This window comes from Martinezella rhizogenes, assembly GCF_007002745.1.
GTDB classification, from domain to species: Bacteria; Pseudomonadota; Alphaproteobacteria; order Rhizobiales; family Rhizobiaceae; genus Agrobacterium; species Agrobacterium cucumeris.
Genome location: NZ_SGNY01000001.1, coordinates 674,170 through 700,016 on the forward strand (window position 1 = coordinate 674,170; position 25,847 = coordinate 700,016).

The following is a 25,847-nucleotide window of genomic DNA, read 5'->3' on the forward strand; positions in this document are numbered from 1 at the left end:
TTTCGCTTCCATCGCTGTCTTTGTTGCCAGCTTTTCGGTAATCCTCACTGCCCTGTGAAGGAAACACCGGCGCAGAAGCCTGTATGGAGGCCGCAAGGCTGTGGACTTTAAGCGCCGGAAATCGGAAAATCGCCCCCTCGATTCAGAATGACAGGACGACGATATGGGCGATACGGTTGTGCGTGGAGAAAACTCTGACGAAACGCTGAAAACGCCTGGTTTCGTCCATTTGCGGGTTCATTCCGCTTACTCCCTGCTTGAGGGGGCATTACCCCTCAAGAAAATCATGTCCAAGGCCGTTGCAGATGGCCAGCCGGCAATTGCCATCACCGACACCAACAATCTTTTCGTTGCGCTGGAGTTTTCCGAAAAAGCGCGTGACGAAGGTCTGCAGCCGATCATCGGTTGCCAGGTGTCGATCGACATGCAGGATGCGGCGGAGGATCGCCGCAATCACAACAGCCATCTCGCCAAACTCCCCGCCATTGTGCTTCTGGCCGCCAATGCCGAAGGTTACGAGCGGCTGGTGGACCTGATCAGCCGCGCCTATCTGGAAGGTGAGGGCAGTGGCGGACATTCCGTGCATGTTACCCGCGCATGGCTGGAAGAAGCCTCCAATGCCGGGCTTATCGCATTGACGGGCGCCACTGGCGGTCCTGTCGATATGGCGTTGAAGGAAGGCCATGCCGCGCAGGCCAAAGAGCGGCTGCTGACGCTGAAGTCGCTCTTTGGTGACAGGCTCTATATCGAATTGCAGCGCCAGTCCGGTTATGACCGCTCCCACGAGCGACGCATGATCGGCCTTGCCTATGAACATGATATCCCGCTGGTTGCCACCAATGAGGCGTTTTTCCCTTCCAAGGCAGACTATGAGGCGCATGACGCCCTGATGGCGGTGGCGCATAATGCCATCGTTTCCGATGACAGCCGCTTCCGCCTGACACCCGATCATTATCTGAAAAGCCGGCAGGAGATGACGGCGCTGTTTGCCGACCTTCCCGAGGCGCTGGAAAATACCGTCGAGATTGCGCTGCGCTGCTCCTATGTGCTGAAAAAACGCGGGCCCATCCTGCCACGTTTCACCGGCGCCAGCGAAGATCCGGAAGCGGCCGAACATGCCGAAACAGAGGAGCTTCGCCGCCAGGCGGTGGAGGGGCTCGACCAGCGGCTTGCGGCGCTCGGCATGTCGCCCGGCTATACGGAGCAGGATTATCGCGAGAGACTGGATTTCGAACTCGGCGTCATCTCGCGCATGAAATTCCCCGGTTACTTCCTGATCGTTGCCGACTTCATCAAATGGGCCAAGCAGCAGGACATCCCTGTTGGTCCCGGCCGCGGTTCGGGCGCCGGCTCGCTTGTGGCTTATGCACTGACCATCACCGATGTCGATCCGTTGCGCTTCTCGTTGCTGTTCGAGCGCTTCCTCAATCCCGAGCGTGTCTCGATGCCGGACTTCGACATCGACTTCTGCCAGGATCGCCGCGAAGAGGTGATCCGTTATGTGCAGCGCAAATATGGCCGCGAGCAGGTGGCGCAGATCATCACCTTCGGTTCGCTGCAGGCGCGTGCGGCATTGCGCGATGTTGGCCGCGTGCTGGAAATGCCCTATGGGCAGGTGGACAAGATCTGCAAGCTGGTACCCAATAACCCGGCCAACCCGACGCCTTTGTCAAAGGCCATCGAGGAAGAGCCGCGCCTGCAGGAAGAGGCGGACAAGGAACCCGTCGTCGCCCGCCTCCTGGATATCGCCCAAAAGATCGAAGGGCTTTACCGCCACGCCTCCACCCACGCCGCCGGTATCGTCATCGGCGACCGGCCGCTATCCAAGCTGGTGCCGATGTATCGCGATCCGCGATCCGACATGCCGGTCACCCAGTTCAACATGAAATGGGTGGAAAGCGCCGGTCTCGTCAAATTCGACTTCCTCGGCCTGAAGACGCTGACGGTATTGAAGGTCGCCGTGGATTTTGTCGCCAAGCGCGGCATCAAGGTCGATCTTGCCGCCATTCCGCTGGACGACACGAAAACCTATGAGATGTTGTCGCGTGGCGAGACCATCGGCGTGTTCCAGGTGGAAAGTGCGGGCATGCGCAAGGCGCTGATCGGCATGCGCCCGGACTGCATCGAGGATATCATCGCGCTGGTGGCGCTTTATCGTCCGGGCCCGATGGAAAACATCCCGGTCTATAATGCCCGCAAACATGGCGAGGAGGAGCTGGAGTCCATCCACCCCACCATCGACCATCTGCTCAAGGAAACGCAGGGCGTTATCGTCTATCAGGAACAGGTGATGCAGATCGCCCAGGTCCTGTCAGGTTATTCGCTCGGCGAAGCCGATCTTCTGCGCCGTGCCATGGGCAAGAAGATCAAGGAGGAGATGGACAAGCAGCGCGAGCGTTTCGTCGATGGCGCCATCAAGAACGGCGTGTCGAAACCGCAGGCCGACACCATCTTCGACCTTCTGGCGAAGTTCGCCAATTACGGCTTCAACAAGAGCCATGCCGCCGCTTACGCCATCGTTTCTTACCAGACCGCCTATATGAAGGCGCATTATCCGGTGGAGTTCCTGGCGGCCTCCATGACGCTCGATATGGCGAACACGGAAAAGCTCAACGATTTCCGGCAGGATGCCGGCCGCCTCGGCATCGAGGTCGTAGCGCCTTCGGTGCAGACGTCTTTCCGCCAGTTCGAGACCGGTGAAAACCGCATCTATTATTCGCTGGCCGCCATCAAGGGCGTCGGCGAGGGCGCGGTCGAACATATCGTCGAAGTGCGCGGCGACAAGCCGTTCACGAGCCTTGAGGATTTCTGCCTGCGTATCGATCCCAAACAGATCAACCGGCGTGTGCTGGAAAGCCTCATCAATGCCGGCGGCTTCGACTGTTTCGGCCGCGATCGCGCCGAACTGATTGGCGGGCTCGACCGTATCATCGGTTATGCGCAGATGGCGCAGAACAACCGCACCATCGGCCAGTCGGACATGTTCGGTTCCGGTGGTGGTAACGGCCCGGAAAAGCTGGTGCTGCCGGCCTTCCAGCCCTGGCTTGCCTCGGAAAAGCTGTTGCGTGAATATCAGGTGCTCGGTTTTTACCTCACCGCCCATCCGCTCGACACCTATCGCCCCGTGCTGGAAAAGCTGCGTGTGCAGAATATCGCCGATTTTTCCGCCGCCGTGAAACAGGGCGCCACCGCCGGGCGTCTGGCCGGCACCGTCACCGGCAAGCAGGAGCGCAAGACCCGCACCGGCAACAAGATGGGCATCGTCACCTTCTCGGATGCATCGGGGCAATATGAGGCGGTGCTGTTTTCCGAAGGGCTTGCTCAGTTTCGTGAGCTGCTGGAGGTCGGCAAATCGCTTGTCATCACCGTGCAGGCGGAAGAACGCCCGGAAGGCATCGGTCTGCGCATCCAGACGGCTCAGTCGCTGGAGGAGAAGTCGGTGCAAATGCAGAAGGCGCTGCGCGTTTATGTGCGCGATTCCGGCCCACTGAAAACCGTCGCCCGCCACCTCAATACCAAGGGCGACGGGTCGGTCTATTTCATCGTCATCAAGGATGAGGGCAGCCGCGAAATCGAAGTGGAACTGACGGAGAAATACCGCATTTCACCTGAGATCGCCGCAGCACTTCGCGCCGCTCCCGGCGTCGTTGATGTGGAACTGGTCTAAGGGTTCAGACGCTCACGCGTCCCCTTAAACCGGCCCTTCCTTCGTCACGGTAATGAAGTCGGTTCCGGTTCCTGTCTCCAGCTGGTGACTAATATCGGAAACGGTGATCGAGCTGCCGGTTGAAAGTTCCTGTTCAATGCGGGAACGAATGTCCACCGGTATGTCGAGACGGCCAAGTACGGCGCTCAACTGATCGAAACCGCCGGGTGCTTCGGCAACGGTAATGCCGAGCCGCTTGCGAGCTGCGTTCGGCAGATGGTTTTCGAGCGTCACGCCGTTCCATTCGGCGGTCCCGGCTGCACGATCCACGGAAACAGCCTCGAAGAAGTGGGTTCCGAGCGCGACTTCGGGATCCCTGATGTCGATGGCCGCCTCAAATAGCGGTTTGAAATCCTGCCGCACCATGATCTGGCCATTCGGTGGATGGTTTTCGCCGGCGGATTCGTAAAGCGCCGTTACGAAGGCGTCAGTCAGAAGCGGTCCGGTGGTCTTCAACCCCTTCCAGCGCTTGAAACCGTTGACGGCGCTCACCGTCTTCTCTCCGGCATAACCATCCGCTGCGCCGGCGTCGAAACCAAGACGGGTCAATACGGCCTGAATATCCATCACCCTTTCCCGCTCGCCACGCCGGGTGATGAGAATACGCAGGGGCGAGGCGGCCTTGGCCTTCACCGCCGGTTTAAGCGCTTGCGTCTTTTCATTGACGGCAACTTCGACGGTGCCCAAAGCCGCATCGAAGGTCGCGGGGCGCAGTTCCACATCCGATAAAAGCAGCTTGCCGTCATCACTATCGTCACGCGGTTCAAACAACGCCGGATGCTGCACGAAACGCAGGGAAACCGGGCGGTCGGTGATGATGACATGCACCCCGGTCGCGGTGTCGCCGAAAAGTGACTTGGCAAATTTCGAAGGCAGGCGCACGCAGCCATGCGACGCCGCGTAATTCGGCACCTTGCCTTCGTGCAGCGCAATGCCAGACCATGTCAGCCGCTGCATGAAGGGCATGGGTGCGGCCGAATAGATATTCGACTCGTGGTATTTCCGTTTTTCCAGAATGGAAAATATGCCGCTCGGCGTCTCATGCCCGGCCTTGCCGGTGGAGACTTTCGAGGTGGCGATGATTTCGCCATTTTCGTAAAGCGAAAGCGACTGGTCGCTTTTCGAAACGAGGATCTGCAGCGACCTGCTATCGGCGGCAAGCGCCGGGAAGGCGAGAATGCTGGCCGACAGCATGCCGGTCAGAAGACGGAGGCGGAGGGACATGACGCAATACACCACATGCACAAAACTTGCTCCACTCAACCATGCGAAGTTTAAGGAAGCTTAAGGACGGTGCGGCCGCAACATCACTAATTTGTGTAAAATCTAAAATACATTGTCATGAAGCGGCGTAACGCGGCCGATGCGCAGTTCCCAGGGCCCTAGATCAAATCGCTATTTGCGCGTGCCAAATGTGTAGCCGGTTTCGACGCTGCCCTTGCCGAACTTGTCGCGCAGCTTGTCCATCGCCGCTTCCGCCGCCGCTCGCCGCCCGGCCTGCCTGTCGACGAGATCAGGAGGATCGGCAAGGCCCGCATCGCGCAGATCGCTGACGCCGATGCCGAGCAGGCGGAATTTCGTGCCGTCGGTTTCCTTTTCCAGCATCGAGAGACCAGTGCGGAAAATCCGGTCGGCAAGCTGGGTGGGGTCATCAAGCTTGCGGTTGCGGGTACGGATCTTAAAATCGGCCGTCTTCATCTTCAGCACCACGGTCTGGCCGGCAATGCCGTTCTTTTTCAACCGCCATGCGACCTTTTCGGAAAGCGAGCGCAGGATCGGCACGAGGTCCTCATGGCGGGAAATGTCGTTGAAGAAGGTAGTTTCGGAAGACACGCTTTTGACCGGGTCGTTATTGTGCACATGCCGCTCGTCGATGCCGCGTGAAAGCCGGAAAAGCCGCTGGCCCATCACGCCGTAACGGCGCATCAGATCGCCTTCTTCCATCTCCTGCAGCTGTGCGATCATGCGGATGCCATCGGCCTCCAGCGTCGCAGCAAAAGCTTTGCCCACGCCCCAGATCGTGGTTACGGGCCTCATCGCCAGAAAGGCGAGCGCCTCCGCCTCGCCAATCACCGAAAAACCGCGCGGCTTGTTGAGGTCTGATGCAACCTTGGCCAGAAACTTGCAGTAGGAAAGTCCGGCCGAGACGGTTACGCCGACTTCCTTTTCCACGCGCTTTGCAAATTTCGCCAGCACGCGCGCCGGCGGGTCATGATGCAGCCTCTCTGTGCCGGCGAGATCAAGAAAGGCTTCGTCGACGGAAAGCGGCTGCACCAGCGGCGTCAATTCCTGCATCATGGCGCGGATTTCGCGTCCGACACGGCTGTATTTTTCCATGTCGGGTTTGATGACCACGGCGTCCGGACAGGCCTCCAGCGCCTTGAACATCGGCATGGCGGAACGCACGCCCTGAATGCGGGCAATATAGCAGGCGGTCGAAACCACGCCCCGCTTGCCACCGCCGACGATGACAGGCTTGTCGGCCAGCTCCGGATTGTCGCGCTTTTCAACGGACGCATAAAAGGCGTCACAATCGATATGGGCGATGTTCAGATCGTAAAGCTCGTCATGATAGACGAGACGCGGGCTGCCACAGGCGCGGCAACGCCGCAAACCCGCTGGCTGGCCAGCCAGACAGTCGCGGCAGAAACCGGGATCATAGCGGTGCGACGTGGACATGGAGCGAAAACAAAACCAGAACGTTGCCGACCTTACTCCGGCCGCGACCACGGCTCAAGGGGTGACCCGTCAATACTCCCCTGAATCCAGCCCCGGACCGGAAAAATGATGCCAGGCGGCGGCCACCGTTTCGGGTGAGGTATCGGTTGCCGTGCAAAACGCCATAAGGTCCGGCTCGTGGCTCATCAGAAAATCGGTGAGGCCGGCCAGAAAGCCGGGATCGTTGACGGCCTGGCGCAGCATATTGGCCTGCAGGCCGCTCAGCGCCAGGAAACGCGCCAGCATGTCCGGTTCGTTTGCCAGCCAGCCAAGTATGGCGGCCGCCGTTTCTTGCGGATCTTTGCCGGCATTGCCTTTGTTTTTCGTATCGCGCAGCATTTCTTCCCCGAAGTTACCTATTTTGAAACCAAATCCCTCTAGCCTTGCGCAACAAATGGACGATGGAATCGGTTCTCTGGCAACTTATATGTCTGGGTGAAGGTTTCAAAGCGAAACGGGGACTGCCCACCATGCCCAAACAGGTCATGATAGTCGAAGACAACGAGCTGAACATGAAGCTCTTTCGCGACCTGATCGAGGCGTCTGGTTATACGACGATCCAGACACGCAACGGCATGGAAGCGCTGGACCTTGCCCGCAAGCACCGCCCGGACCTCATTCTCATGGATATTCAGCTGCCGGAAGTATCGGGGCTGGAGGTGACGAAGTGGCTGAAGGAAGACGACGAACTGCACGTCATCCCGGTCATCGCCGTCACGGCCTTTGCCATGAAGGGCGATGAGGAACGGATTCGTCAGGGCGGATGCGAGGCCTATGTGTCGAAGCCGATTTCCGTCCCGAAATTCATCGAAATCATCAAGACTTATCTGGGCGACGCCTAAGGCGGCTGGGGAACGGTTATGACGGCGAGAGTTCTGGTTGTTGACGACATTCCTGCCAATGTGAAGCTTCTCGAAGCGCGGCTTGTGGCGGAATATTTCGATGTCGTGACCGCCGAGGATGGTTTTAAGGCGCTGGCGATCTGCGACGAGGAACAGGTCGATATTATCCTGCTCGACATCATGATGCCGGGCATGGATGGTTTCGAGGTCTGCGAGAGGCTGAAGGCCAACCCGAAGACGGCGCATATTCCCGTCGTCATGGTGACCGCGCTCGATCAGCCTTCCGACCGGGTGCGCGGCCTGAAGGCCGGCGCCGATGATTTTCTGACCAAACCGGTCAACGACCTGCAACTGATTGCCCGTGTCAAAAGCCTCGTGCGCCTGAAGGCCGTCAGCGACGAATTGCGGCTGCGTGCCGAAACCGCAAGGCAGATCGGCATCGAGGAGATGCTGCGCGCCGATGGCCTGATGCAGACGCCCGGCCGCGTGCTGGTCGCGGATGGCCGCGCCAGCTCGCAGGAACGTATTGTCAGGGCCCTGAAGCCGGTCGCCGAGATCGATGCCGTCACCGATCCACAGGCGGCGCTGCTGAAAGCGGCAAGCAGCTCCTTTGAACTCGTTATCGTCAATTCCAATTTCGAGGATTACGATCCGCTACGATTGTGTTCGCAGCTTCGCTCGCTGGAGCGCACCCGTTTCCTGCCGCTGCTTCTGGTGGCGGAGCAGGGGGCGGACGATATGGTGGCGCGTGCGCTCGATCTCGGCGTCAACGACTATATTCTGCGCCCGATCGATCCCAACGAACTTGTGGCCCGCTCGCTGACACAGATCAGGCGCAAGCGTTACAACGAGCACCTTCGGCTCAACATGCAACACACGATGGAGCTTGCGATTGTCGACGCGCTGACCGGCCTTAACAATCGCCGCTATCTCGACAATCATCTCAAGATACTCTTTGACCGCGCCGCGGTGCGGGGTCGCCCGATTTCCATCTGCATGACCGACATAGACCGGTTCAAGCTGGTCAATGACACCTATGGCCATGATGTGGGTGATGAAGTCCTGCGGGAATTTGCAGCGCGCATCCGCAGCACGGTGCGCGGCGCTGATCTTGCCTGCCGTTATGGCGGCGAAGAATTCGTCGTGGCCATGCCCGACACGCCGATAGAGATTGCCGCCGCCGTCGCCGAGCGCCTGCGTGCGATCATCGAAGACAAGCCCTTCTACGTCCGCTCCATCGATCGTGAACTGAGCATCACCGCTTCGCTTGGTATTGCCACCAGCAGCGGCGCTTTCGGGATGCCGGACGAGCTGTTGAAACAGGCCGACAGGGCACTCTATGAGGCGAAACACGCCGGGCGCAACCGGGTGGTGGCTGCCGCCGCCTGAAGGCGGCCCGCAGGCGTCTGAGGCGGAAAACCATGTCGTCTTTTCGGGTTTGTCGTCGTTCGGGGAGCTGAAAAGCCACCTTGAGAGGCTCAAGCCCCTGACCTTGCCTGTATTTTATCTTATTGCAATGAATAGGCGAGATTCAGCCGCTTTAATACAGTTCAAGTTGAAAAATATATTGAATTCAATCTCGCGGGAAACTATAGTGTGCCAGCGTTGTATATTTAACCATGTTTTCCGGGTTATGTATCGCTGGCTTAAGAATTTGTTGATTTTTATTTTACTTCTGCGCACACTCATTATCGAGAATAACAGTTCTTCCGGCGGTTTTTCCGTCTTGTGATGATGGAATGATGGCGGCTTATGCCGCTGCGGTTTCGCTCGTCAGGGGCTGGTATTGCGTAGTTCGAATGCCCCATGATGCTCAGGTCCGCCGCATCTCCTGAATCGTGGGGTCGGTCGGCTGACGATGTTCGAATCGGTTCCTCGTGCCGTAGTCACATCGTTGGCCGACCGCCTTCTCCCGAAAACGAGTCTGACTGAGAAACAGGTTTACCCAGCGGGCCTGTGTAGCGGCTCCATGCCATTCACGGCCACGTTTCTTGTGTGAGGAGGAGGGGTGAGCCGCCGGGGCGCTCTCAAGAAGCTTTGCCGGATTTGAACAGCCTCTCGACTGCCTTCCATATCCCTGCTTACGGATATTCCCGACGCGGAACCGCCGCGCATTTCCCATGGAAATGTCCTTGCCATCCACAAGAGCAAAGACTCATCGATACAAACAAAAAACGCGCCCATTGGGCGCGCTTTTGCCGGAGAACCCGATCAAGAAATTACTTGATCTTGGTTTCCTTGAATTCAACGTGCTTGCGTACAACCGGGTCGTACTTCGTCTTCGTCATCTTGTCCGTGAACGTACGGCTGTTCTTGGTGGTGACGTAGAAGGTACCGGTGTCGGCTGTCGACAGCAGCTTGATCTTGATTGTTGTAGCTTTCGCCATGGTCGTCCTGCCTTTAAACAAAAGAGAAGCCGCAGGCGCTTCTCACCTCGGCTAAATCTGGCGCGAAACTACGTATCGCGCCTGAAAAGTCAAGTCTGTTTTGCCCGGAAAACAAAACGGAACCCATAAAGCACCACGTAAAGCCCGAAAAATACGGCAAGCGCCCAGGCGAAACCATCGGTGCCCGCGACATCCATGGAAATGCCGACGGCCTGTGGTCCCGCAATCGTACCCATGGCGTAACAGAAGATAAAGGCGGCATTGGCGGAGACCAGATCGGCGCCTTTCAGGCGTGATCCGAGGTGAGTGAGGCCGACGGTATACATGCCGGAGACGAGGCCGCCCCAGAACAGCAGCAGCGCCGCCACGAGGATCCAGCTGTCCACCAACAGAGGCAGCGCCAGCGTGCCGCAAACGCCCGCAAAGGCCATCAGCGTGAGCATGGTGCGCCGATCCTTCATCCGGTCCGATAACAGGCCGATCGGTATCTGGAAGACCATGTTGCCGATGCCCATGACGGTCAGCAGCAATGCGGCCTGCGATTCGTTGAAGCCCTCACGCGTGGCATAGATGGGAAAGAGCGACAGGCCACCGGCCTGCACCGAACCGAACACGAAAGCCGCCGCCGATGCCATCGGCACCAGCCAGACATAACGGGCGAAATGGTGGTTGGGCCGCTCGTCCAGCTCCGGACTTTCACCGCGCGCCATGAAGATCGGGATTGCGGCCAGAAGGATGATTGCCGCTCCGACGATAAACGGCAGGATACCCTCGCTGCCAACCACGGAAAACAGCAGCGGGCCGACTGCAAAGCCGACCGCAAGGCCGGTGGCGTAGATGCCGAGAACCATGCCGCGTTTTTTCGGCGGCGCGGTCATGTTGATCCAGTATTCGGACAGGATGAACAGCGTGGTGGTGGCGCCATGGAAAACGATTCGCAGTGGAAACCACATCCAGAAGGCGTCGGCGAAATAAAAGCCGAGCGCGCTCACCGCTGAAATAACCACCGCAAACAGCATGGTTCGCGCCACGCCGAAATCATGGGCGATCTTGGATGTCACGGGGGCGGCCATCATCGCCGCGACGCCGGCCATGGCCGAATTCACCCCGATCATGGTGGAGGAGATGCCACGCTTCTCAAGGATGATCGATAGCAGCGGCAGTCCAAGGCCGATGGCGACACCGACCGCACTGATGGCGGAAATGGCGGCGATCAGAGAGGGCCAGTGAATGGCGTCCGCTTCTTCGCATTTCATTTGTGACATGACGGCCTTTATACAAAGTCTCGAATGAATCGGCCGTGGCGCGTGACATAGAGCCGCGCGGGGCTTTCAAAGGGCAATGACGGATCACCTATCATGAATTTTGTGACATCTTCGAGAACCGTGCGTGTGATTTTCGGCATGTTCAGACTGGAAAGGTCTTTTATGTCAAGCCATTGCACATCGTGCAACTCGTCCGAATCCCGGATTAGCCGGGTATCCAGCCGCAATTCGTCGGCATAACAGCAAAAGAATCGCGTGTCATAGCGCCTGATATTGCCCGGCGGGGTGATGGCGCGCGCCACATAACGGAAACAGGAAAGGTCCGGACCACCAGCATCCAGCCCCATATCCACCCCGGTTTCCTCGACAAGCTCGCGCGCGGCGGCGAGCGCCAGTGCTCTTGCACCGGCAACGCTCAGGCGCCGCGGGGCGGAGGCGCTGAGGCGGTCGAGGACTGCGGGGTGCAGGTCGCCGGAAAACGGCAGCGCGTGGTCGCGTGGATCACGTTTGCCGCCGGGAAATACGTAAGCGCCGGGCATGAAGACATGGGCATGGCTGCGCTGGCCCATTAAGACGCGGGTCGCCGGGCCGGAACGGTCGAACAGGATGATGGAGGCGGCATCCCGCGGCCGCAGGGGCGGGCTCGCAACCTCGGCGCTCTTGCGGGGTTCGGTCACGCGCACGTTGTCGCCTGTCGTCAGTGGGAGGAGCCGTCTATCTGCACTGTTGGCTGTTTTCCGTCAAAGCCATGCATGCGCAGCGCCCATTGCAGGCCGATGACGCCGCCCTTGATTGGCTGTAGCGTCAACAGCGCAGCCAGAATGGTGATCGGCACCCAGATGGCGAAATGCACCCACATGGGAACGGAGAACACCATATCCGTCATCATGAAACCGCCGACGGCGATATGGCCGATAATGACGATGGAAATATAAGGCGGCAGGTCATCCGACCGGTGGTGGTGCATTTCCGCGCCGCAGGCGGCACAATTGTCCACCGGCTTCAGAAAGGCACGAAACAGGCGGCCGCCGCCACAGGCGGGGCAGCGGTTCGCCATGCCGCGCATGATCGAACGGCCAAGCGGCCGCTCGGCGCTATTGTCTCCGAAGGTAACTGTTTCCGAGCCCTGATGTGCACTCATCCTTAAGTCCTTCTTCCGTTCTTTCAACCGCCCGTCGCGGTGTTGTTAACGTCGTCCTCTGGGCGGCCTTGTTCCCGGCTTAGCACCGGGACGCGATGTCCGCCGGCCTGCCTTGTGGAACGACCGCGAGCCGACCGGCATCTTGCGGCCGGGGCTCAGCATTTCGAAACGCAGCGCGCCCGCCAGAGGCACTGCTTCCGCAAGCCGTACCTGAACCGTGTCGCCAAGCTGATAACCGAGACCGGTCTTTTCCCCCGTCAGAGCCTGATGCGCCTCATCATAGAAGAAATAGTCGGTTCCGAGTGTAGATATAGGAACAAAGCCATCAGCGCCAAACTGCGGAAGCGCGACAAATAGTCCCGCCTTGGTGACACCGCCGACGCGGCCCTCGAATTCTTCACCCACCCGTTCGGAAAGATGATGCGCGATCAGCCGGTTGACGGTGTCGCGCTCGGCCGCCATGGCGCGCCGCTCGAAGGTGGAGATTTCGGCGGCGATATCGTCAAGCGTCGCCTCTTCCTGCGGGGTGATGCCGCCTTCGCCGAGCCCCAGCGACCCCACCAGCGCCCGATGCACGATCAGATCGGCATAACGGCGGATCGGCGAGGTGAAATGCGCGTATTTCATCAGGTTGAGGCCGAAATGGCCGATATTCTCCGGGCTGTAGATCGCCTGGCTCTGGCTGCGCAGCACCATCTCGTTGACCATGATCTGGTGCGGTGTATCAAGGGCGCGCGCCAGAATGCCGTTGAAGGAATTTGCGCGCATGGCCACGCCCTTGGCCATGGAAATGCCGATCGTGCCGAGGAATTCGCGCAGCACCTCCTGCTTGGAGAGCGTCGGCGCGTCATGCACGCGGTAGACCAGCGGCTGCTTTTTCTTTTCCAGCGTCTCGGCGGCGGCGACGTTGGCCTGGATCATCATTTCTTCGATGAGCTTATGCGCATCGAGACGTTCGGGAATGACGACCTTGTCCACCGTGCCGTCTGGCCGCAGCTGGATCTTGCGCTCCGGCATGTCGAGTTCCAGCGGCTGGCGGCGGTCGCGGCCGCGCTTCATCACCTCGTATGCATGCCACAATGGCTTCAGGATCGGCTCCAGCAGCGTCCCGGTCTTGTCGTCCGGACGGCCATCGATCGCGGCCTGCGCCTGCTGGTAGGAGAGCTTGGCGGCACTCTTCATCATGATGCGATGGAAAGTATGGCCCGCCTTGCGTCCTTCCTTGGAGAAGGTCATCCGTACCGCGAGTGCGGGGCGGTCGACGCCTTCCTTCAGAGAGCAGAGATCGTTGGAAATGCGCTCCGGCAGCATCGGCACAACACGGTCTGGGAAATAGACCGAATTGCCGCGCTTCAGCGCCTCGCGGTCAAGCGGCGCGCCAGGGCGCACATACCAGGAGACATCGGCAATGGCGACAGTGACGATGACACCGTCAGGATTGTCGGGCGAGGTGTCGGGCTCGGCATAGACCGCGTCGTCATGATCCTTGGCGTCGGCCGGATCGATGGTGATGAGCGGCAGGTCGCGCCAGTCCTCGCGGTGCGACATGGTCGCGGCTTTGGCCGCATCCGCTTCCGCCAGCACATTCGGCGGGAAGATATGCGGAATGCCATGCGCATAAATGGCGATCATCGAGATCGCTTTTTCCGATGCGACGGAACCAACGACGGACAGAACCTTCGCGCGCGTCAGGCCGTAACGGCCGCTGTTGCGCGAGGTTTCCACCTCGATCAGATCGCCGTCCTTGGCATCGCCGACGCCATCGGGATCGATGACCATTTCCTCGCCGCGCCGGTCGATCGGCATCAGCCGTCCGCCGCCGCCTTCCGTCTGCTTGAACACGCCGAGCAGCGCGTTCTGGCGGCGGTCGATCAGCTTCACGACGCGGGCCGTGTAGGCCGGGCCGACACTGTCTTTGGAAGGGAAAATCTTTGCCAGAATGCGGTCACCGAGACCGGCTGCCGGCGCTTTCTTGCCACGGTCCTGCGAGGACTGGCGGATCAGCACGGCGGGTGCAGCGCCCATATCCTCCGGCCATTCCGCCGGCCGGCCGATCAATTCGCCGTCCTTGTCGCGGGTGGTAATGTCGAGAACCGTGACAGGCGGCAGACCGCCCGGCCGCGTCAGCGACTTGCGGCTCTTGTGCACCATGCCGTCGACTTCGAGTTCCTTCAGCAGCGCTTTGAGAACGATGCGGTTTTCACCCTTCAGCCCGAAAGCCTTGGCAATTTCGCGCTTGGAAGCCTGCTGCGGATGGTCGGCGATGAATTTCAGCAGCACTTCGCGGGAAGGCACCTCCCCATGGATGATGCCTTCACCTTCGCTCACCCGCTTGCCGCGCCCGGTGCGTCCGAAACCGTCGCTGGCGGAACCCTGTCTCTGACGCGGCGTCTTGCTCACTCTGCTGCCTTCTTGGGTTTGGCCGCTGCCTTCGGCTTGGCGGCCGCCTTGGTCTTGGTTGCTGCCTTGGCTTTCGTCGCCTTCGGTTTTGCAGCGGCACCATCGGCTTTCTTGGCGGCAGGTTTCTTGGCCTTGGCGGGCTTGCCGCCGGTACCGGTCTTGGCAATGCGCTCGGCAATCAGCACCAGCGCCTCGTCCAGCGTCACCGAAGCCGGGTCCTGGCCCTTTGGAATGGTGGCGTTGACCTTGCCCCAGTTGACGTAAGCGCCATAACGCCCGTCACGTACGGTGATCGGGCCGCCATCGGGGTGGTCGCCCAGTTCCTTCAGCGCCGCCGGCGTGCCGCTGCGGCCGCGCCCCGGTCCCTTGCTCTGCTTTTCGGCAATGACGGTGACGGCGCGGTTGAGACCGATCGAGAACACGTCCTCGATGCTTTCAAGGTTCGCATAGGAACCGTCATGCAGAAGGAATGGTCCGTAGCGGCCAAGCCCGGCCGATATCATCTTGCCGGTTTCCGGATGTTTGCCGATATCGCGCGGCAGGTTGATGAGTGCCAGCGCCTTCTCGTGGTCGATATCCTCAGGCTTCCAGCCCTTGGGCAGCGAAGAACGCTTGGCTTCCTTGCCGTCGCCGCGCTGGATATAGGGTCCGAAGCGGCCGGAGCGCAGCGTCAACTCTTCACCGGTCATCGGATCGGCGCCGAGCGCCTTCGGCTCGTTCGAGGCCGCAGCTTCGGCTTCCGAGCCGTCAGAGGTGAGCTGGCGGGTGTAGTTGCATTCCGGATAGTTGGAGCAACCGACGAAAGCACCGTATTTGCCGAGCTTCAGCGAGAGATTGCCGGTGCCGCAAACCTGACAGATGCGCGGATCCGAACCATCCTCACGCTTGGGGAATACCAGCGGCGCCAGAACCTCGTTCAGCGCATCCAGCACGTTGGTGACGCGCAATTCCTTGGTATCTTCGATCTGCGCGAAGAAATCCTTCCAGAAATCACGCAGCACCTGCTTCCAGTCCAACTCACCAGCGGAAATCCGGTCGAGCTTTTCTTCGAGAGCGGCGGTGAAGTCGTATTCGACATATTTGGAGAAGAAGCTTTCAAGGAAAGCCGTCACCAGCCGTCCGCGCGAATGCGGGATCAGCTTGCGTTTGTCGACGATGATATATTCGCGGTCGCTCAGCGTCTTCAGCGTTGCCGCATAGGTGGAAGGGCGGCCGATGCCGAGTTCTTCCATCTTCTTGATGAGCGAGGCTTCCGAATAGCGCGGCGGCGGTTCGGTGAAGTGCTGGCTGGCATTGATCTTCTGCTTGGCGAGGTTCTCGCGCGCATTGATCTGCGGCAGACGGCCTTCGTCGTCACCGTCGTCGCTCTGCTCGCCATCTTCCTTCTGGTCGGTATAGGCGGCGATGAAACCGTCAAAACGGATCACCGAGCCGACGGCACGAAGCCCGGCCTTCTCACCGTTCTTATCCGCGAGGATTTCGACCGTCGTACGCTCGATTTCGGCGGACGCCATCTGGCTGGCGATACCGCGCTTCCAGATCAGGTCGTAAAGACGCAGCTGATCGGCATCGAGATAACGCTTCACCTGATCCGGCGTGCGGTTGAAATCGGTCGGGCGGATCGCCTCGTGCGCTTCCTGGGCGTTCTTGGCCTTGGTGGAATAGAAGCGCGCCTTTTCCGGCACATAGCGGTCGCCGAACTGCTCGCCAATGGCCTGGCGGGCAGCATCGATGGCTTCCGGGGCCATCTGCACGCCGTCAGTACGCATATAGGTGATCAGACCGACGGTTTCTCCGCCGATGTCGATGCCCTCATAAAGCTTCTGCGCCACCTGCATCGTCCGCGAAGCGCCAAAGCCCATGCGCGAAGACGCCGCCTGCTGCAAAGTCGAGGTGGTGAAGGGCGGGCCGGGATTACGCTTGACGGGCTTGGCCTCGACCGTATCCACGACATAGGTCGCGCCTTCCAGCAATGTCTTCAGCCGGTTTGCATCATCTCCGGTCTTGATCCCGCGGCTTTGCAGCCGCTTGCCGTCGGCCGCAACCAGCTTGGCTTCGAACTCGTCACCGCGCGGTGTCTTCAAAAGCGCGCTGATGTTCCAGTATTCCTCGGAGACGAAGCGTTCGATCTCGGACTCGCGGTCGCAGACGAGACGCAGCGCAACCGACTGAACGCGGCCCGCCGAGCGCGCGCCCGGCAGCTTGCGCCACAGCACCGGCGACAGGTTGAAACCGACGAGATAGTCGAGCGCGCGGCGGGCGAGATAGGCGTCGACCAGCGGCACATCGATGTCGCGCGGGTTCGCCATGGCGTCCAGCACCGCCTTTTTGGTGATGGCGTTGAAGACCACGCGCTTCACCGGCTTGTCGCCGAGAACGCGCTTCTTCTTCAAAAGATCGAGAACGTGCCAGGAAATGGCTTCACCTTCGCGATCCGGGTCGGTTGCGAGAATAAGGCCGTCGGAGGCTTTTACCGCGTCGGCAATATCCTTCATGCGCTTGGCGGATGCGCTGTCGACCTCCCAGGACATTTCGAAATCCTGGTCGGGCAGCACCGATCCGTCCTTGGCAGGAAGGTCTCTGACGTGGCCAAAGGATGCAAGAACCTTGTAGCCCGAACCAAGATACTTGTTGATTGTCTTGGCTTTGGCAGGAGATTCTACGACAACGACATTCATATTGTTTTTCTCTGGAACTGGTCCGTTAACATAGCCGGATCACGGAGGAAGGCCGCAACAAGGCTTCTTTATAATTCGACATGGACAGGTAATGCCCTCGGGTCAAGAGGCAAGCCCGATTTTATCGCTTCCGGGCGGTTGCAACCTATGGATAATCTATTGTTGTATTGCAATCTTTGGTAAATTGGTTATGATGACCAACATCATTTGAATCTACGTATTGCTCTTCGTTTCAGACGAAATTCTCAGGATAAATATATGGTCCCGAACGCGACAAACAATAATGCCGACAACGAAGGGACCAGAGAGAACTTGGCTTACATTCGCCAGATGCTGGCAGAGCTGCGGCAGGTCGCGAACCGCGAGGGCGCCGATATGCTGTGTTATCTGATTGAGATGGCCTATGTCGAAGTCGGCGATATCCAGAGCGGGCGGCGCAAGCTGTCAATCCGCGAGGAGCGAAACCCGTCCCCCGGCATGCCGATTTAGTCGGCCGGCGATATCGAGTTCCAAAAGCACCATATGAACGGTGGCGGCGGAAAAACCCGTGTGGCGTATGATGTCGTCTGTTTCGACAGGCGAGGGGCCGAGTGCGGCGGCAATGATGCTGCGCTCATCATCTCCGGGTGGTGACATTTCTTCCTCTGATCGCGGTTCCTCGATCTTGCGGTCATAGGGCAATTGCGGCTCCATGAGTGGTCGCAGCGCTTCGAGAATGTCGTCAGCGCCCGTGGTCAACATCGCGCCTTCCTTGATCAGCCGGTTGGTGCCTTCGCAGCGCGGATCGAGCGGGGAGCCGGGTACGGCGAAAACCAGTCGCCCCGCTTCACCGGCAAGCCGGGCTGTAATCAGCGAACCGGAACGCTCTGCCGCCTCCACGATGACAACGCCAAGCGAGACGCCTGATATCAGGCGGTTGCGGCGGGGAAAATCCCGGGCGCGCGGTTCCCATCCAAAGGGCATCTCGCTGATCGTCGCGCCGCCTTGATCATATATATCCTGCAAAAGCCCGAAATTTTCCTGCGGGTAGGGACGATCGAGACCACCCGCCAGCATCGCCACCGTACCACTCGCAAGGCTTGCCCGGTGCGCTGCCGCATCAATGCCGCGTGCGAGCCCCGATGCGATCGTATAACCGGCCCTGCCGCAATCGCGTGCCAGAATGGCGGCGAATTTCGCGCCGTTGATGGAAGCATTGCGCGAGCCGACGATGCCGATGCAGGGGCGTGTTGCGGCGGCTGCCGATCCCTTCATGGCGATCAGCGGCGGTGCGCCGTCCAGATGTCGCAAAGCGGGTGGATAATCAGGCTCACCAATGCCGACGAAACGCGCCCCGAATTTCTCCGCAGTCTCGATTTCACCTTCCGCTTCCGCCGGCGTGGCGATGCGCGGACTGCGCGATGATCCGCCGCGCCTTGAAAGCTCGGGCAGGGCATCCAGCGCCTTTTCAGCACTGCCGAAATGATTGATGAGTTCGCGAAAGGTAACGGGGCCGATATTATCGCTTCGGATCAGCCGCAGCCAGGCAACCCGCTGTCGCGCGGAAAGCTCTATGCCCTGCCGTATCGTTTCCTCATGCGGCATGGCATATCCTCAAGATGGGGTTCAGCCCTTTTGACCGATCCTGCTTTCGGTACCGGCCAGGAGCCGCGCAATATTCTCGCGGTGCTTCCACCATGAAATCACGCTCAGCAGCGTTACCAGCATTGCCGTCTTTTCAGGTCCAAGCACCCAGAGCGCTACAGGAATGATCAGCATGGCCAAAAGCGCCGACAACGAAGAGTAGCGGGTGATGAAGGCAGTTGCGAGCCAGATCAGCGCGAAGGCCAGCATCATCAGCGGTGCCGCACCGAGAAGCACGCCGATATAGACGGCCACACCCTTGCCGCCCTTGAAGCCGAGCCACACCGGAAACAGGTGGCCGAGAAAAGCGAAGAAACCGGCCACCAGCGAGGCCTCGTAACCCCAGAGCGCATTGGCGACCAGCACCGCCGCCGTGCCCTTCAACGCATCGAGCAGCAGGGTCGCTGCGGCAAGCTTCTTGTTACCGGTGCGCAGCACGTTGGTGGCGCCAATATTGCCCGAACCGATCTTGCGCACGTCGCCCAGCCCCGCCATGCGGGTGAGAATGAGACCGAAGGGGATGGAACCGAGCAGATAGCCGATCAGCGCCGCAAGCGCGAGAAGGGCAGGCGCCGTCTGCCAGTCAGTCAAAGCACTCATTCAGATGTCCCCTCTGTCGCGCCTGCCGCGTGATCTCTTGCCGTGATCTTATGCCAAGGAATGAACGGCTTTGCCAGCCACATAAGTGGCGACAGCGCGGCCGCTGAAACGGGCATCTTCGAACGGCGTATTCTTGGATTTCGACACCAGCTGCTCGCGGGTGACAAGCCACGGCTCGTCGAGATCGATCAGGGTGATATCGGCTTTCGCGCCGACTTTAAGCGTTCCCGCATCCAGACCGAAGATTTTCGCCGGACGGGTGGAGAGCGCATCGATCAGCCGCATCAGCGGAACCTCGCCGCTGTGGTGGAGGCGCAATGCCGCCGCCAGCATGGTTTCCAGCCCCACTGCGCCGCTTGCCGCATCCGAAAACGGCAGGCGCTTGGTGTCGACATCCTGCGGGTCGTGCGAGGAAACGATGATATCGATGGTGCCGTCCTTCAGCGCTTCCACCATGGCCTTGCGGTCGTCTTCGGCGCGCAGCGGTGGGGAAAGCTTGAAGAAGGTGCGGTATTCGCCGATATCGTTCTCGTTGAGCGTCAGATGATTGATCGAGATGCCGCAGGTGGCCTTCACGCCCCGCTGCCGGGCGACCCGGATCGCCTCTGCCGATTCCGGCACGGAAATCTTGGCGGCGTGGTAGATCGCCTGTGTCAGCCCGGCAATGCGCAGGTCACGCTCCAGCGGGATGATCTCGGCTTCCTTCGGGACGCCTGACAGCCCGAGCCAGCTGGCAAAAAGCCCCTCGTTCATGTCACCGCCGCCAATATATTTGTCGCGGGTCTCCAGCGCGATGACAGCACCCAGTTCGCGGGCATAGGTCATGGCGCGGCGCAGCACCAGCGTGTCGGAAAGCGCCTTGCGGCCATTGGTGAAGGCCACCGCACCGGCCTCCTTCAGCATGCCGAATTCGGTCATTTCCTCGCCCCGCAGACCTTTGGTCAGAGCGGCTGCGGGATGCACATTGACGATCGCCTTGTCACGCGCCGTCTTTTTCACATATTCGACCAGCGCGATGTCGTCGATCACAGGATCGGTGTCAGGCATCATGATGATACTGGTGACGCCGCCGGCCGCTGCCGCACGCGATGCGGATTCAATGGTTTCGCGGTGTTCAGCACCCGGCTCACCCACGAAAACACGGGCATCCACCAGACCGGGAACGGCCAACAGCCCCTTGCAGTCGCGCACCGTCGCACCATCAGGCGCGCCTTGATTGTGTGCATCCTTGCCGGCTGCGAGAATGGTACCATCAGCACCGATGATTATGCTGCCGGTCTCGTCGACACCACGGGAAGGATCGACGATGCGAAGGTTCTTGAGAACGGTCACGGCACTCATACGCGCTCACCCTGATTTTGCGAGACAAGCAGGGTTTCCATCACAGCCATGCGCACGGCAACCCCCATTTCCACCTGACTTTCGATCACGCTCTGCGGACCGTCGGCCACTTCGGAGGCGATTTCCACGCCGCGGTTCATCGGGCCGGGATGCATGACCAATGCATCTTCCTTTGCCGCCTTCAGCTTTTCGGCATCCAGACCGTAATAATGGAAATATTCGCGCACCGAAGGCACGAAGGAGCCGGACATGCGCTCGCGCTGCAGGCGCAGCATCATCACCACATCGGCGTTCTTCAGCCCTTCCTTCATGTCGTGGAAGACTTCCACGCTCATGTCGCGAATGCCTGAAGGAAGAAGTGTGGCGGGTGCGACGACGCGAACGCGCGCGCCCATCTGGTTGAGCAGGATGATGTTTGAGCGGGCAACGCGCGAATGCAGTACGTCGCCGCAGATCGCCACGGTAATACCTGATAGTTCGCCCTTGGCGCGGCGGATGGTCAGCGCATCGAGCAGCGCCTGTGTCGGGTGCTCGTGCTGGCCGTCGCCGGCATTGACCACGGAGCAGGCGACCTTTTGCGCCAGAAGGGCTGCGGCGCCGGCAGAGGAGTGGCGAACCACCAGCACATCCGGGCGCATGGCGTTCAGCGTCATCGCCGTATCGATCAGCGTTTCGCCCTTCTTCACCGATGAATTGCCGACCGACATGTTCATCACATCTGCGCCGAGACGTTTTCCGGCCAGCTCGAAGGAGGATTGTGTGCGCGTCGAGGCTTCGAAGAACAGGTTGATCTGCGTCAGGCCCCGAAGCGTCGAGGTCTTTTTCTCGCGCTGGCGGCTGATTTTCACCGCCTCGTCAGCCTTGTCGAGAAGCAGGGTGATATCCTGATGGGAAAGCCCCTTGATGCCGAGGAGATGGCGATGGGGGAAGAAGACCATGCGGTTTGCCTCCTGACGGGCGTCGCATTTTCCCGTGAAAATGCCCGGAACGCCCGAATGCTGATCCGTGCGCTGCCATTCGCCGTAAACACGCCTCAGGAGCGCCGCGGAATTCGGTCCTGCGCTCTATAGAGACTGCATGGTCACGGGGCAAGCGTCCGCAACCCCTGAAATGAAAACACGGCAATGTTTCCCCCAGTCTCGACAGATGAGGGAACTGGGCAAGCCGTGGTTCCGTCCTGAGCCGGCGTCAGAGAATGCCGTGTTTCCTCAGGAGCGCCTGCTCATCACCTGAGACCCAGCCGAAAACTTTCGGCTCGCCATTCAGCGTCTGGACGAAGTAGTGAACATCAAAATCGATCGCAACATCAGCTTGGTCCTGGCGGGCATAGGTTGCCGTCCAGGCAACGTGGGCCGTGCAATGATGGTCATCGATGGGCGAAAGGCTGATATCGCGTATGCGCATCTCCCTGGTGCCCATCGCCCGATAGCGCTCGTAGCCCTGCGCCATCACCTGCCGCAGGTGGTTATCGTTCTTTCCGGTGATTACACCGGCCGGTGAGGCGGCGATGAAAGCGGAAGCGTAGAGATACGCGGCCTCTTTCATATCCACGTCGCCACCAAGGGACTTGTTGAAAAAGCGTTCGTATCGCTCAAAGAATTTCCTGATGCTGGCTTCCATGGTTTCCTCCCCTGGCAGCCCGGTTTTCACTCTGCCGCAAGGATAACATCCTTCAGCAATCGCGTAAGCCGAACCTCCGAATGAGATTGGTCGTCCGCCGCTCATGCCGTTAGGAGAACAAAGTCCCGCGAGGTCAGGGACTGGGAATGTTCCCTCACTTGCGTTACATCAAGGCGCAACCTGGTGGCATCGGTCAGTTTCGGATGGAATTCGCGGCCAAACCCGGCCTGCGACGCGGTTGATCGGACATATCGCAATGCATTCCTATTCTGTTTTCGCCCTTGCCGTTCTCGCCCTGCTTTTGACGCCCGGCCCAACCAATACGCTTCTCGCCCTTTCCGGTGCCGGGCGCGGTATTCGTGCATCGCTCCCGCTGATGCTGGGCGAAATTGCCGGTTATCTGCTCGTCATCCTTGCGCTCACCGCATTGTTTTCCGACTTTCTGCAAACCCATGCCGGCCTTGCGCAAGCGATCAAGCTCTGTGCCGCGATCTGGGTTGCGTTTCTGGCGGTGCGGCTATGGACGCTGCCATCCTCCGCGCCGATCGGCGAGGCGATCACCTTGCGCCGGGTCTTCGTCACCACCTGCCTCAACCCGAAAGGGCTGATCGTCGGCCTCGTTCTGTTGCCGCAGGCGCCGCTCACGGAAATCTGGCCGCTTATCCTGCTGTTTTCGGTGCTGGTGGCGTTTGCAGCCCTTGCGTGGTTATCGGCAGGCGCGCTTCTCATTCGTCATGCGGGTCAGTCTTCGCCACGGCTGGTACGCGGCACCGCCTCCGGCTTTCTGCTGGTGCTGTCGCTCGGTCTTGCCGGAAACGTGTTTGGCATTCTCTAGGTCGGATACCTAAATCGGGATACGCCCGAAAAATACTGAAAGCGGGGGTTTAATCGTCTCAATCGCTTCCTGTGGGTGGAATTATGCAATATCACCCCACTATGCAATTCCAGTATAAAACAGCTAGAAGCAGCGGATGACCCAGAATTCCCGGACAGAAGAATCGCTCGCCGAACTGAACCAGCCAAGCCTCTGGTCCGGCATCAATGCCTATCGTTCCGATCCGCTGATCGTCGACCTCACCTCTGGCCTGTCACGTAACCTGAGGGATGAGTTCGATCAGCTCGGCCGCTACGTCACCTCGCACGAGGCGCAGGAACTGGCGCGCATGGCCAATCAGGGCGTGCCGCAGCTTCATACTCACGGCCCGCGTGGCGAACGTCTGGATCAGGTGGAGTTCCACCCCGCCTGGCACGCGCTGATGCGCCGTTCCATGTCATCAGGCCTGCATTCCAGCGTCTGGGAAAACTCTCCCGATACGCGCGGCAATGAACACAAGGCCCGCGCTACGAAATTCTACCTGACGTCTCAGCTCGAGGCGGGGCATCTTTGCCCGCTGACCATGACCAGCGCTTCCGTCGCTGCCATCATGACTTCGCCGCGGGTGCAGAAGGAATGGATGCCGAAAATCCTGTCGCGCAAATATGATTCTGCGCAGAAACCGGCCCTGCAGAAAACCGCCGTCACCATCGGCATGGGCATGACGGAAAAGCAGGGCGGCACGGATGTGCGCGCCAACCGCACGACGGCCGAGCGGGTGGGCGAGGGTATCTACCGCCTGTCCGGCCACAAGTGGTTCCTCTCCGCGCCGATGAGCGACGGTTTCGTCATGCTGGCCCAGATGGGCGACGGCATGGGCTGCTTCCTCGTGCCGCGTTATCTGGAAGACGGTTCGAAGAACGGCCTGCATTTCCAGCGCCTCAAGGACAAGCTCGGCAATCGTTCCAATGCGTCAGCCGAGGTCGAGTTCACCGATGCCTTCGGTTATCTGCTGGGCGATCCCGGCAGCGGCATTCGCACCATTCTCGACATGGTGACGCTGACGCGGCTCGACTGCGCGCTGGCATCATCTGGCATGATGCGCGCTTCGCTTGCCGAAGCCGTCCATTTCGCCCGCGGACGCTCGGTCTTCGGCAAGATGCTGGTCAGCCAGCCGATCATGACCCGCGTTCTCGCCGACATGGCGCTGGATGTGGCTGCGGCAACGGCACTTTCCTTCCGGCTGGCGACGGCCTTCGATGCGGCACGCAACAACCCGGCAGAAGCCGCTTATGCGCGGGTGATGACGCCGATTGTGAAATACTGGTGCTGCAAGATCGCGCCGGCGCTCATCTACGAGGCCATGGAATGCCTTGGCGGCAACGGTTACGTGGAAGAGCGGCCGATTGCCCGCCATTACCGCGAAGCGCCTGTTAACGCCATCTGGGAAGGATCCGGCAACGTCATGGCGCTGGATGTGCTGCGGGTTCTCCAGCGCGGCAAGGACCTGTTCGATCTCGTCTTCCAGACGCTGGAACGCGACCTCGGGCCTGCCGGCAAAAAGACCACCGACGTGCTGCGCGCCGCGATCGCCCTTGCCGAACGCGACGAAGGAGCGGCCCGTCTTCTGGTGGAGCAGTTCGCGCTTGCGGCCGCTGCCGCCGAGCTTTGCCGCCTGGGGGCTGGCAAGATCGCCGATGCCTTCCTCGAAACCCGTCTTGCGGGTGGCTGGCGGCACACTTACGGCATGCTCGATTCCCGCTTCGATCCGAACTATATAATCGATCTCCTTTATCCGCCTGCGTCCTGATCGACGTAGACGGATGAAGGTTTTACAGTCCCGGCGGGAGGGGTCTCGGATTTGAAAAACAGCAATGGCGTTAGGTGTGTTCCGATCTGTCGTGACACTTTCGCGTGTCGATGCGCGGCAGGGGAAGGCGGCTGCCAATGCTGACCTTCCGTTCCGCCCGCGCCGAGGATGAAGACGCGCTCTATGCCATAAGCCTTGCCACCGGCGATGCCGGGCAGGATGCCACCCCGCTTTACAACGATGGCCGCATGGTCGGGCATATCTATTCCGTGCCCTATCTGCATCTGTGGCCCGATGCCGTTTTTGTGGCCGAGGACGAGCAGGGTGTCTGCGGTTACATTGCCGGTGCGCTCGATACCGCCGTGCACGAAGAGCGGCTGGAGCAGGAATGGTGGCCGCATCTGCGTGCCCTTTACCCCGATCCCGACGGCGACCAGCAGACTTGGGACGCCGACCAGCGCCGGGCGCATTTCATCCACCATCCGCGCCGCACGCCCACCTGGCTTACCGATCCGTTTCCGGCCCATATCCACATGAACCTACTGCCGCGCACCCAGGGCAAGGGCGGCGGCACCCGGCTTCTGTCGCGCTGGCTGGACATGGCAAGACAGAACAACGTCTACGGCATCCATCTCGGCGCCAGCGAACGCAACCATGCCGGCATGCGTTTTTGGGAAACCCGCGGCTTCAAACGCCTGGAGAGCCACGAAACGCCCGGAAGTGTGTGGTTCGGCATGGGGTTGGAGTAGGCCGGCGGATTCCAAGGCGCATGGGCTTGGGATTGTTCACCTGGAGAACGCTTCATCCACAGGAACCTTCCTCCCATCCGCCACGCCACATTGTCCATCCCTTCATGCTTTGTTAACTCCTGTAGTCAGGCCTTTAGAACACGGGAAGACAAC

General features: G+C 60.0%; 21 protein-coding genes. 7 read left to right on the plus strand and 14 right to left on the minus strand.

Annotated elements, in window-relative coordinates:
- Positions 1–163: 163 nt before the first annotated feature.
- Positions 164–3,667, plus strand: a complete 3,504-nt coding sequence (gene dnaE, locus EXN68_RS03425) for a DNA polymerase III subunit alpha (RefSeq protein ID WP_142839617.1) — start codon at positions 164–166, stop codon at positions 3,665–3,667.
- A 24-nt stretch (positions 3,668–3,691) separates the two neighbouring features.
- On the opposite strand, the gene EXN68_RS03430 is transcribed toward dnaE, so the two are convergent.
- The 3 genes from EXN68_RS03430 to EXN68_RS03440 all read right to left on the minus strand — a co-directional run bounded on the left by EXN68_RS03430 (position 3,692) and on the right by EXN68_RS03440 (position 6,763).
- Positions 3,692–4,930, minus strand: a complete 1,239-nt coding sequence (locus tag EXN68_RS03430; protein WP_142839618.1) for a L,D-transpeptidase family protein — start codon at positions 4,928–4,930, stop codon at positions 3,692–3,694.
- Positions 4,931–5,101: 171 nt separating this feature from the next.
- Complete coding sequence (locus tag EXN68_RS03435) at positions 5,102–6,385, minus strand: DNA polymerase IV (protein WP_142839619.1); 1,284 nt, start codon at positions 6,383–6,385, stop codon at positions 5,102–5,104.
- A 69-nt stretch (positions 6,386–6,454) separates the two neighbouring features.
- The gene (locus tag EXN68_RS03440) at positions 6,455–6,763 is read right to left on the minus strand and encodes a DUF3572 domain-containing protein (protein ID WP_142839620.1); all 309 of its coding nucleotides are present in this window, start codon (positions 6,761–6,763) and stop codon (positions 6,455–6,457) included.
- Between the two features lie 131 nt (positions 6,764–6,894).
- Between EXN68_RS03440 and EXN68_RS03445 the strand changes: the two genes are divergently transcribed.
- Together EXN68_RS03445 and EXN68_RS03450 are read left to right on the plus strand one after the other, a co-directional pair.
- Positions 6,895–7,266: a response regulator gene (locus EXN68_RS03445; RefSeq protein ID WP_003496409.1), complete on the plus strand. Its 372-nt coding sequence runs from the start codon at positions 6,895–6,897 to the stop codon at positions 7,264–7,266.
- Positions 7,267–7,284: 18 nt separating this feature from the next.
- Positions 7,285–8,655, plus strand: coding sequence for a PleD family two-component system response regulator (locus EXN68_RS03450; RefSeq protein WP_142839621.1), 1,371 nt, complete (start codon positions 7,285–7,287; stop codon positions 8,653–8,655).
- An 830-nt stretch (positions 8,656–9,485) separates the two neighbouring features.
- Here the strand turns inward: EXN68_RS03450 and rpmG are convergent.
- The 6 genes from rpmG to topA all read right to left on the minus strand — a co-directional run bounded on the left by rpmG (position 9,486) and on the right by topA (position 17,137).
- Positions 9,486–9,653, minus strand: a complete 168-nt coding sequence (gene rpmG, locus EXN68_RS03460) for a 50S ribosomal protein L33 (RefSeq protein ID WP_003496403.1) — start codon at positions 9,651–9,653, stop codon at positions 9,486–9,488.
- Positions 9,654–9,742: 89 nt separating this feature from the next.
- Positions 9,743–10,909, minus strand: coding sequence for an MFS transporter (locus EXN68_RS03465; RefSeq protein ID WP_161991214.1), 1,167 nt, complete (start codon positions 10,907–10,909; stop codon positions 9,743–9,745).
- Between the two features lie 17 nt (positions 10,910–10,926).
- Positions 10,927–11,553 (minus strand): NUDIX domain-containing protein, encoded by a 627-nt coding sequence (locus EXN68_RS03470; RefSeq protein WP_161991215.1) that lies wholly within the window; start codon positions 11,551–11,553, stop codon positions 10,927–10,929.
- Positions 11,554–11,615: 62 nt separating this feature from the next.
- Entirely contained in the window at positions 11,616–12,059 is a 444-nt protein-coding gene (locus tag EXN68_RS03475) for a DUF983 domain-containing protein (protein ID WP_046800295.1), read from the minus strand.
- A 45-nt stretch (positions 12,060–12,104) separates the two neighbouring features.
- Positions 12,105–14,459 (minus strand): ribonuclease R, encoded by a 2,355-nt coding sequence (rnr, locus tag EXN68_RS03480; RefSeq protein WP_142839624.1) that lies wholly within the window; start codon positions 14,457–14,459, stop codon positions 12,105–12,107.
- Entirely contained in the window at positions 14,456–17,137 is a 2,682-nt protein-coding gene (topA, locus tag EXN68_RS03485; protein WP_142839625.1) for a type I DNA topoisomerase, read from the minus strand. Before topA ends, rnr begins: the two co-directional genes overlap by 4 nt.
- Before the next feature lie 258 nt (positions 17,138–17,395).
- On the opposite strand from topA, the gene EXN68_RS03490 reads away from it, so the two are divergent.
- The gene (locus EXN68_RS03490) at positions 17,396–17,626 is read left to right on the plus strand and encodes a hypothetical protein (RefSeq protein ID WP_142839626.1); all 231 of its coding nucleotides are present in this window, start codon (positions 17,396–17,398) and stop codon (positions 17,624–17,626) included.
- On the opposite strand, the gene dprA is transcribed toward EXN68_RS03490, so the two are convergent.
- The 5 genes from dprA to EXN68_RS03515 all read right to left on the minus strand — a co-directional run bounded on the left by dprA (position 17,582) and on the right by EXN68_RS03515 (position 22,321).
- Positions 17,582–18,721, minus strand: coding sequence for a DNA-processing protein DprA (dprA, locus tag EXN68_RS03495; RefSeq protein WP_142839627.1), 1,140 nt, complete (start codon positions 18,719–18,721; stop codon positions 17,582–17,584). The genes EXN68_RS03490 and dprA overlap by 45 nt on opposite strands.
- Before the next feature lie 21 nt (positions 18,722–18,742).
- Positions 18,743–19,360 (minus strand): glycerol-3-phosphate 1-O-acyltransferase PlsY, encoded by a 618-nt coding sequence (gene plsY, locus EXN68_RS03500; protein ID WP_161991179.1) that lies wholly within the window; start codon positions 19,358–19,360, stop codon positions 18,743–18,745.
- 48 nt (positions 19,361–19,408) lie between these two features.
- Positions 19,409–20,701 carry a dihydroorotase gene (locus EXN68_RS03505; RefSeq protein ID WP_142839628.1) on the minus strand — a complete coding sequence of 431 codons (1,293 nt, stop codon included), beginning with the start codon at positions 20,699–20,701 and terminating at the stop codon, positions 19,409–19,411.
- Positions 20,698–21,639, minus strand: a complete 942-nt coding sequence (locus tag EXN68_RS03510; protein ID WP_003502441.1) for an aspartate carbamoyltransferase catalytic subunit — start codon at positions 21,637–21,639, stop codon at positions 20,698–20,700. The genes EXN68_RS03505 and EXN68_RS03510 overlap by 4 nt, the downstream gene beginning before the upstream one ends.
- Before the next feature lie 250 nt (positions 21,640–21,889).
- Positions 21,890–22,321, minus strand: coding sequence for a nuclear transport factor 2 family protein (locus tag EXN68_RS03515; RefSeq protein ID WP_142839629.1), 432 nt, complete (start codon positions 22,319–22,321; stop codon positions 21,890–21,892).
- Positions 22,322–22,577: 256 nt separating this feature from the next.
- Between EXN68_RS03515 and EXN68_RS03520 the strand changes: the two genes are divergently transcribed.
- The 3 genes from EXN68_RS03520 to EXN68_RS03530 all read left to right on the plus strand — a co-directional run bounded on the left by EXN68_RS03520 (position 22,578) and on the right by EXN68_RS03530 (position 25,694).
- On the plus strand, positions 22,578–23,156 hold the full coding sequence (locus EXN68_RS03520; RefSeq protein WP_237681347.1) for a LysE family translocator: 579 nt from the start codon (positions 22,578–22,580) through the stop codon (positions 23,154–23,156).
- Between the two features lie 136 nt (positions 23,157–23,292).
- Complete coding sequence (locus tag EXN68_RS03525) at positions 23,293–24,945, plus strand: acyl-CoA dehydrogenase family protein (protein ID WP_046800287.1); 1,653 nt, start codon at positions 23,293–23,295, stop codon at positions 24,943–24,945.
- 137 nt (positions 24,946–25,082) lie between these two features.
- Entirely contained in the window at positions 25,083–25,694 is a 612-nt protein-coding gene (locus EXN68_RS03530; protein ID WP_142839630.1) for a GNAT family N-acetyltransferase, read from the plus strand.
- Positions 25,695–25,847 lie beyond the last annotated feature (153 nt).

What these genes read in the sequence shown, in the direction of transcription:
- dnaE (WP_142839617.1), top strand. Translation starts at nt 164, where the DNA reads ATGGGCGATACGGTTGTGCGTGGAGAAAACTCTGACGAAACGCTGAAA.
- EXN68_RS03430 (WP_142839618.1), bottom strand. Translation starts at nt 4,930, where the DNA reads ATGTCCCTCCGCCTCCGTCTTCTGACCGGCATGCTGTCGGCCAGCATT.
- EXN68_RS03435 (WP_142839619.1), bottom strand. Translation starts at nt 6,385, where the DNA reads ATGTCCACGTCGCACCGCTATGATCCCGGTTTCTGCCGCGACTGTCTG.
- EXN68_RS03440 (WP_142839620.1), bottom strand. Translation starts at nt 6,763, where the DNA reads ATGCTGCGCGATACGAAAAACAAAGGCAATGCCGGCAAAGATCCGCAA.
- EXN68_RS03445 (WP_003496409.1), top strand. Translation starts at nt 6,895, where the DNA reads ATGCCCAAACAGGTCATGATAGTCGAAGACAACGAGCTGAACATGAAG.
- EXN68_RS03450 (WP_142839621.1), top strand. Translation starts at nt 7,285, where the DNA reads ATGACGGCGAGAGTTCTGGTTGTTGACGACATTCCTGCCAATGTGAAG.
- rpmG (WP_003496403.1), bottom strand. Translation starts at nt 9,653, where the DNA reads ATGGCGAAAGCTACAACAATCAAGATCAAGCTGCTGTCGACAGCCGAC.
- EXN68_RS03465 (WP_161991214.1), bottom strand. Translation starts at nt 10,909, where the DNA reads ATGAAATGCGAAGAAGCGGACGCCATTCACTGGCCCTCTCTGATCGCC.
- EXN68_RS03475 (WP_046800295.1), bottom strand. Translation starts at nt 12,059, where the DNA reads ATGAGTGCACATCAGGGCTCGGAAACAGTTACCTTCGGAGACAATAGC.
- topA (WP_142839625.1), bottom strand. Translation starts at nt 17,137, where the DNA reads ATGAATGTCGTTGTCGTAGAATCTCCTGCCAAAGCCAAGACAATCAAC.
- EXN68_RS03490 (WP_142839626.1), top strand. Translation starts at nt 17,396, where the DNA reads ATGGTCCCGAACGCGACAAACAATAATGCCGACAACGAAGGGACCAGA.
- dprA (WP_142839627.1), bottom strand. Translation starts at nt 18,721, where the DNA reads ATGCCGCATGAGGAAACGATACGGCAGGGCATAGAGCTTTCCGCGCGA.
- plsY (WP_161991179.1), bottom strand. Translation starts at nt 19,360, where the DNA reads ATGAGTGCTTTGACTGACTGGCAGACGGCGCCTGCCCTTCTCGCGCTT.
- EXN68_RS03505 (WP_142839628.1), bottom strand. Translation starts at nt 20,701, where the DNA reads ATGAGTGCCGTGACCGTTCTCAAGAACCTTCGCATCGTCGATCCTTCC.
- EXN68_RS03510 (WP_003502441.1), bottom strand. Translation starts at nt 21,639, where the DNA reads ATGGTCTTCTTCCCCCATCGCCATCTCCTCGGCATCAAGGGGCTTTCC.
- EXN68_RS03515 (WP_142839629.1), bottom strand. Translation starts at nt 22,321, where the DNA reads ATGGAAGCCAGCATCAGGAAATTCTTTGAGCGATACGAACGCTTTTTC.
- EXN68_RS03520 (WP_237681347.1), top strand. Translation starts at nt 22,578, where the DNA reads ATGCATTCCTATTCTGTTTTCGCCCTTGCCGTTCTCGCCCTGCTTTTG.
- EXN68_RS03525 (WP_046800287.1), top strand. Translation starts at nt 23,293, where the DNA reads ATGACCCAGAATTCCCGGACAGAAGAATCGCTCGCCGAACTGAACCAG.
- EXN68_RS03530 (WP_142839630.1), top strand. Translation starts at nt 25,083, where the DNA reads ATGCTGACCTTCCGTTCCGCCCGCGCCGAGGATGAAGACGCGCTCTAT.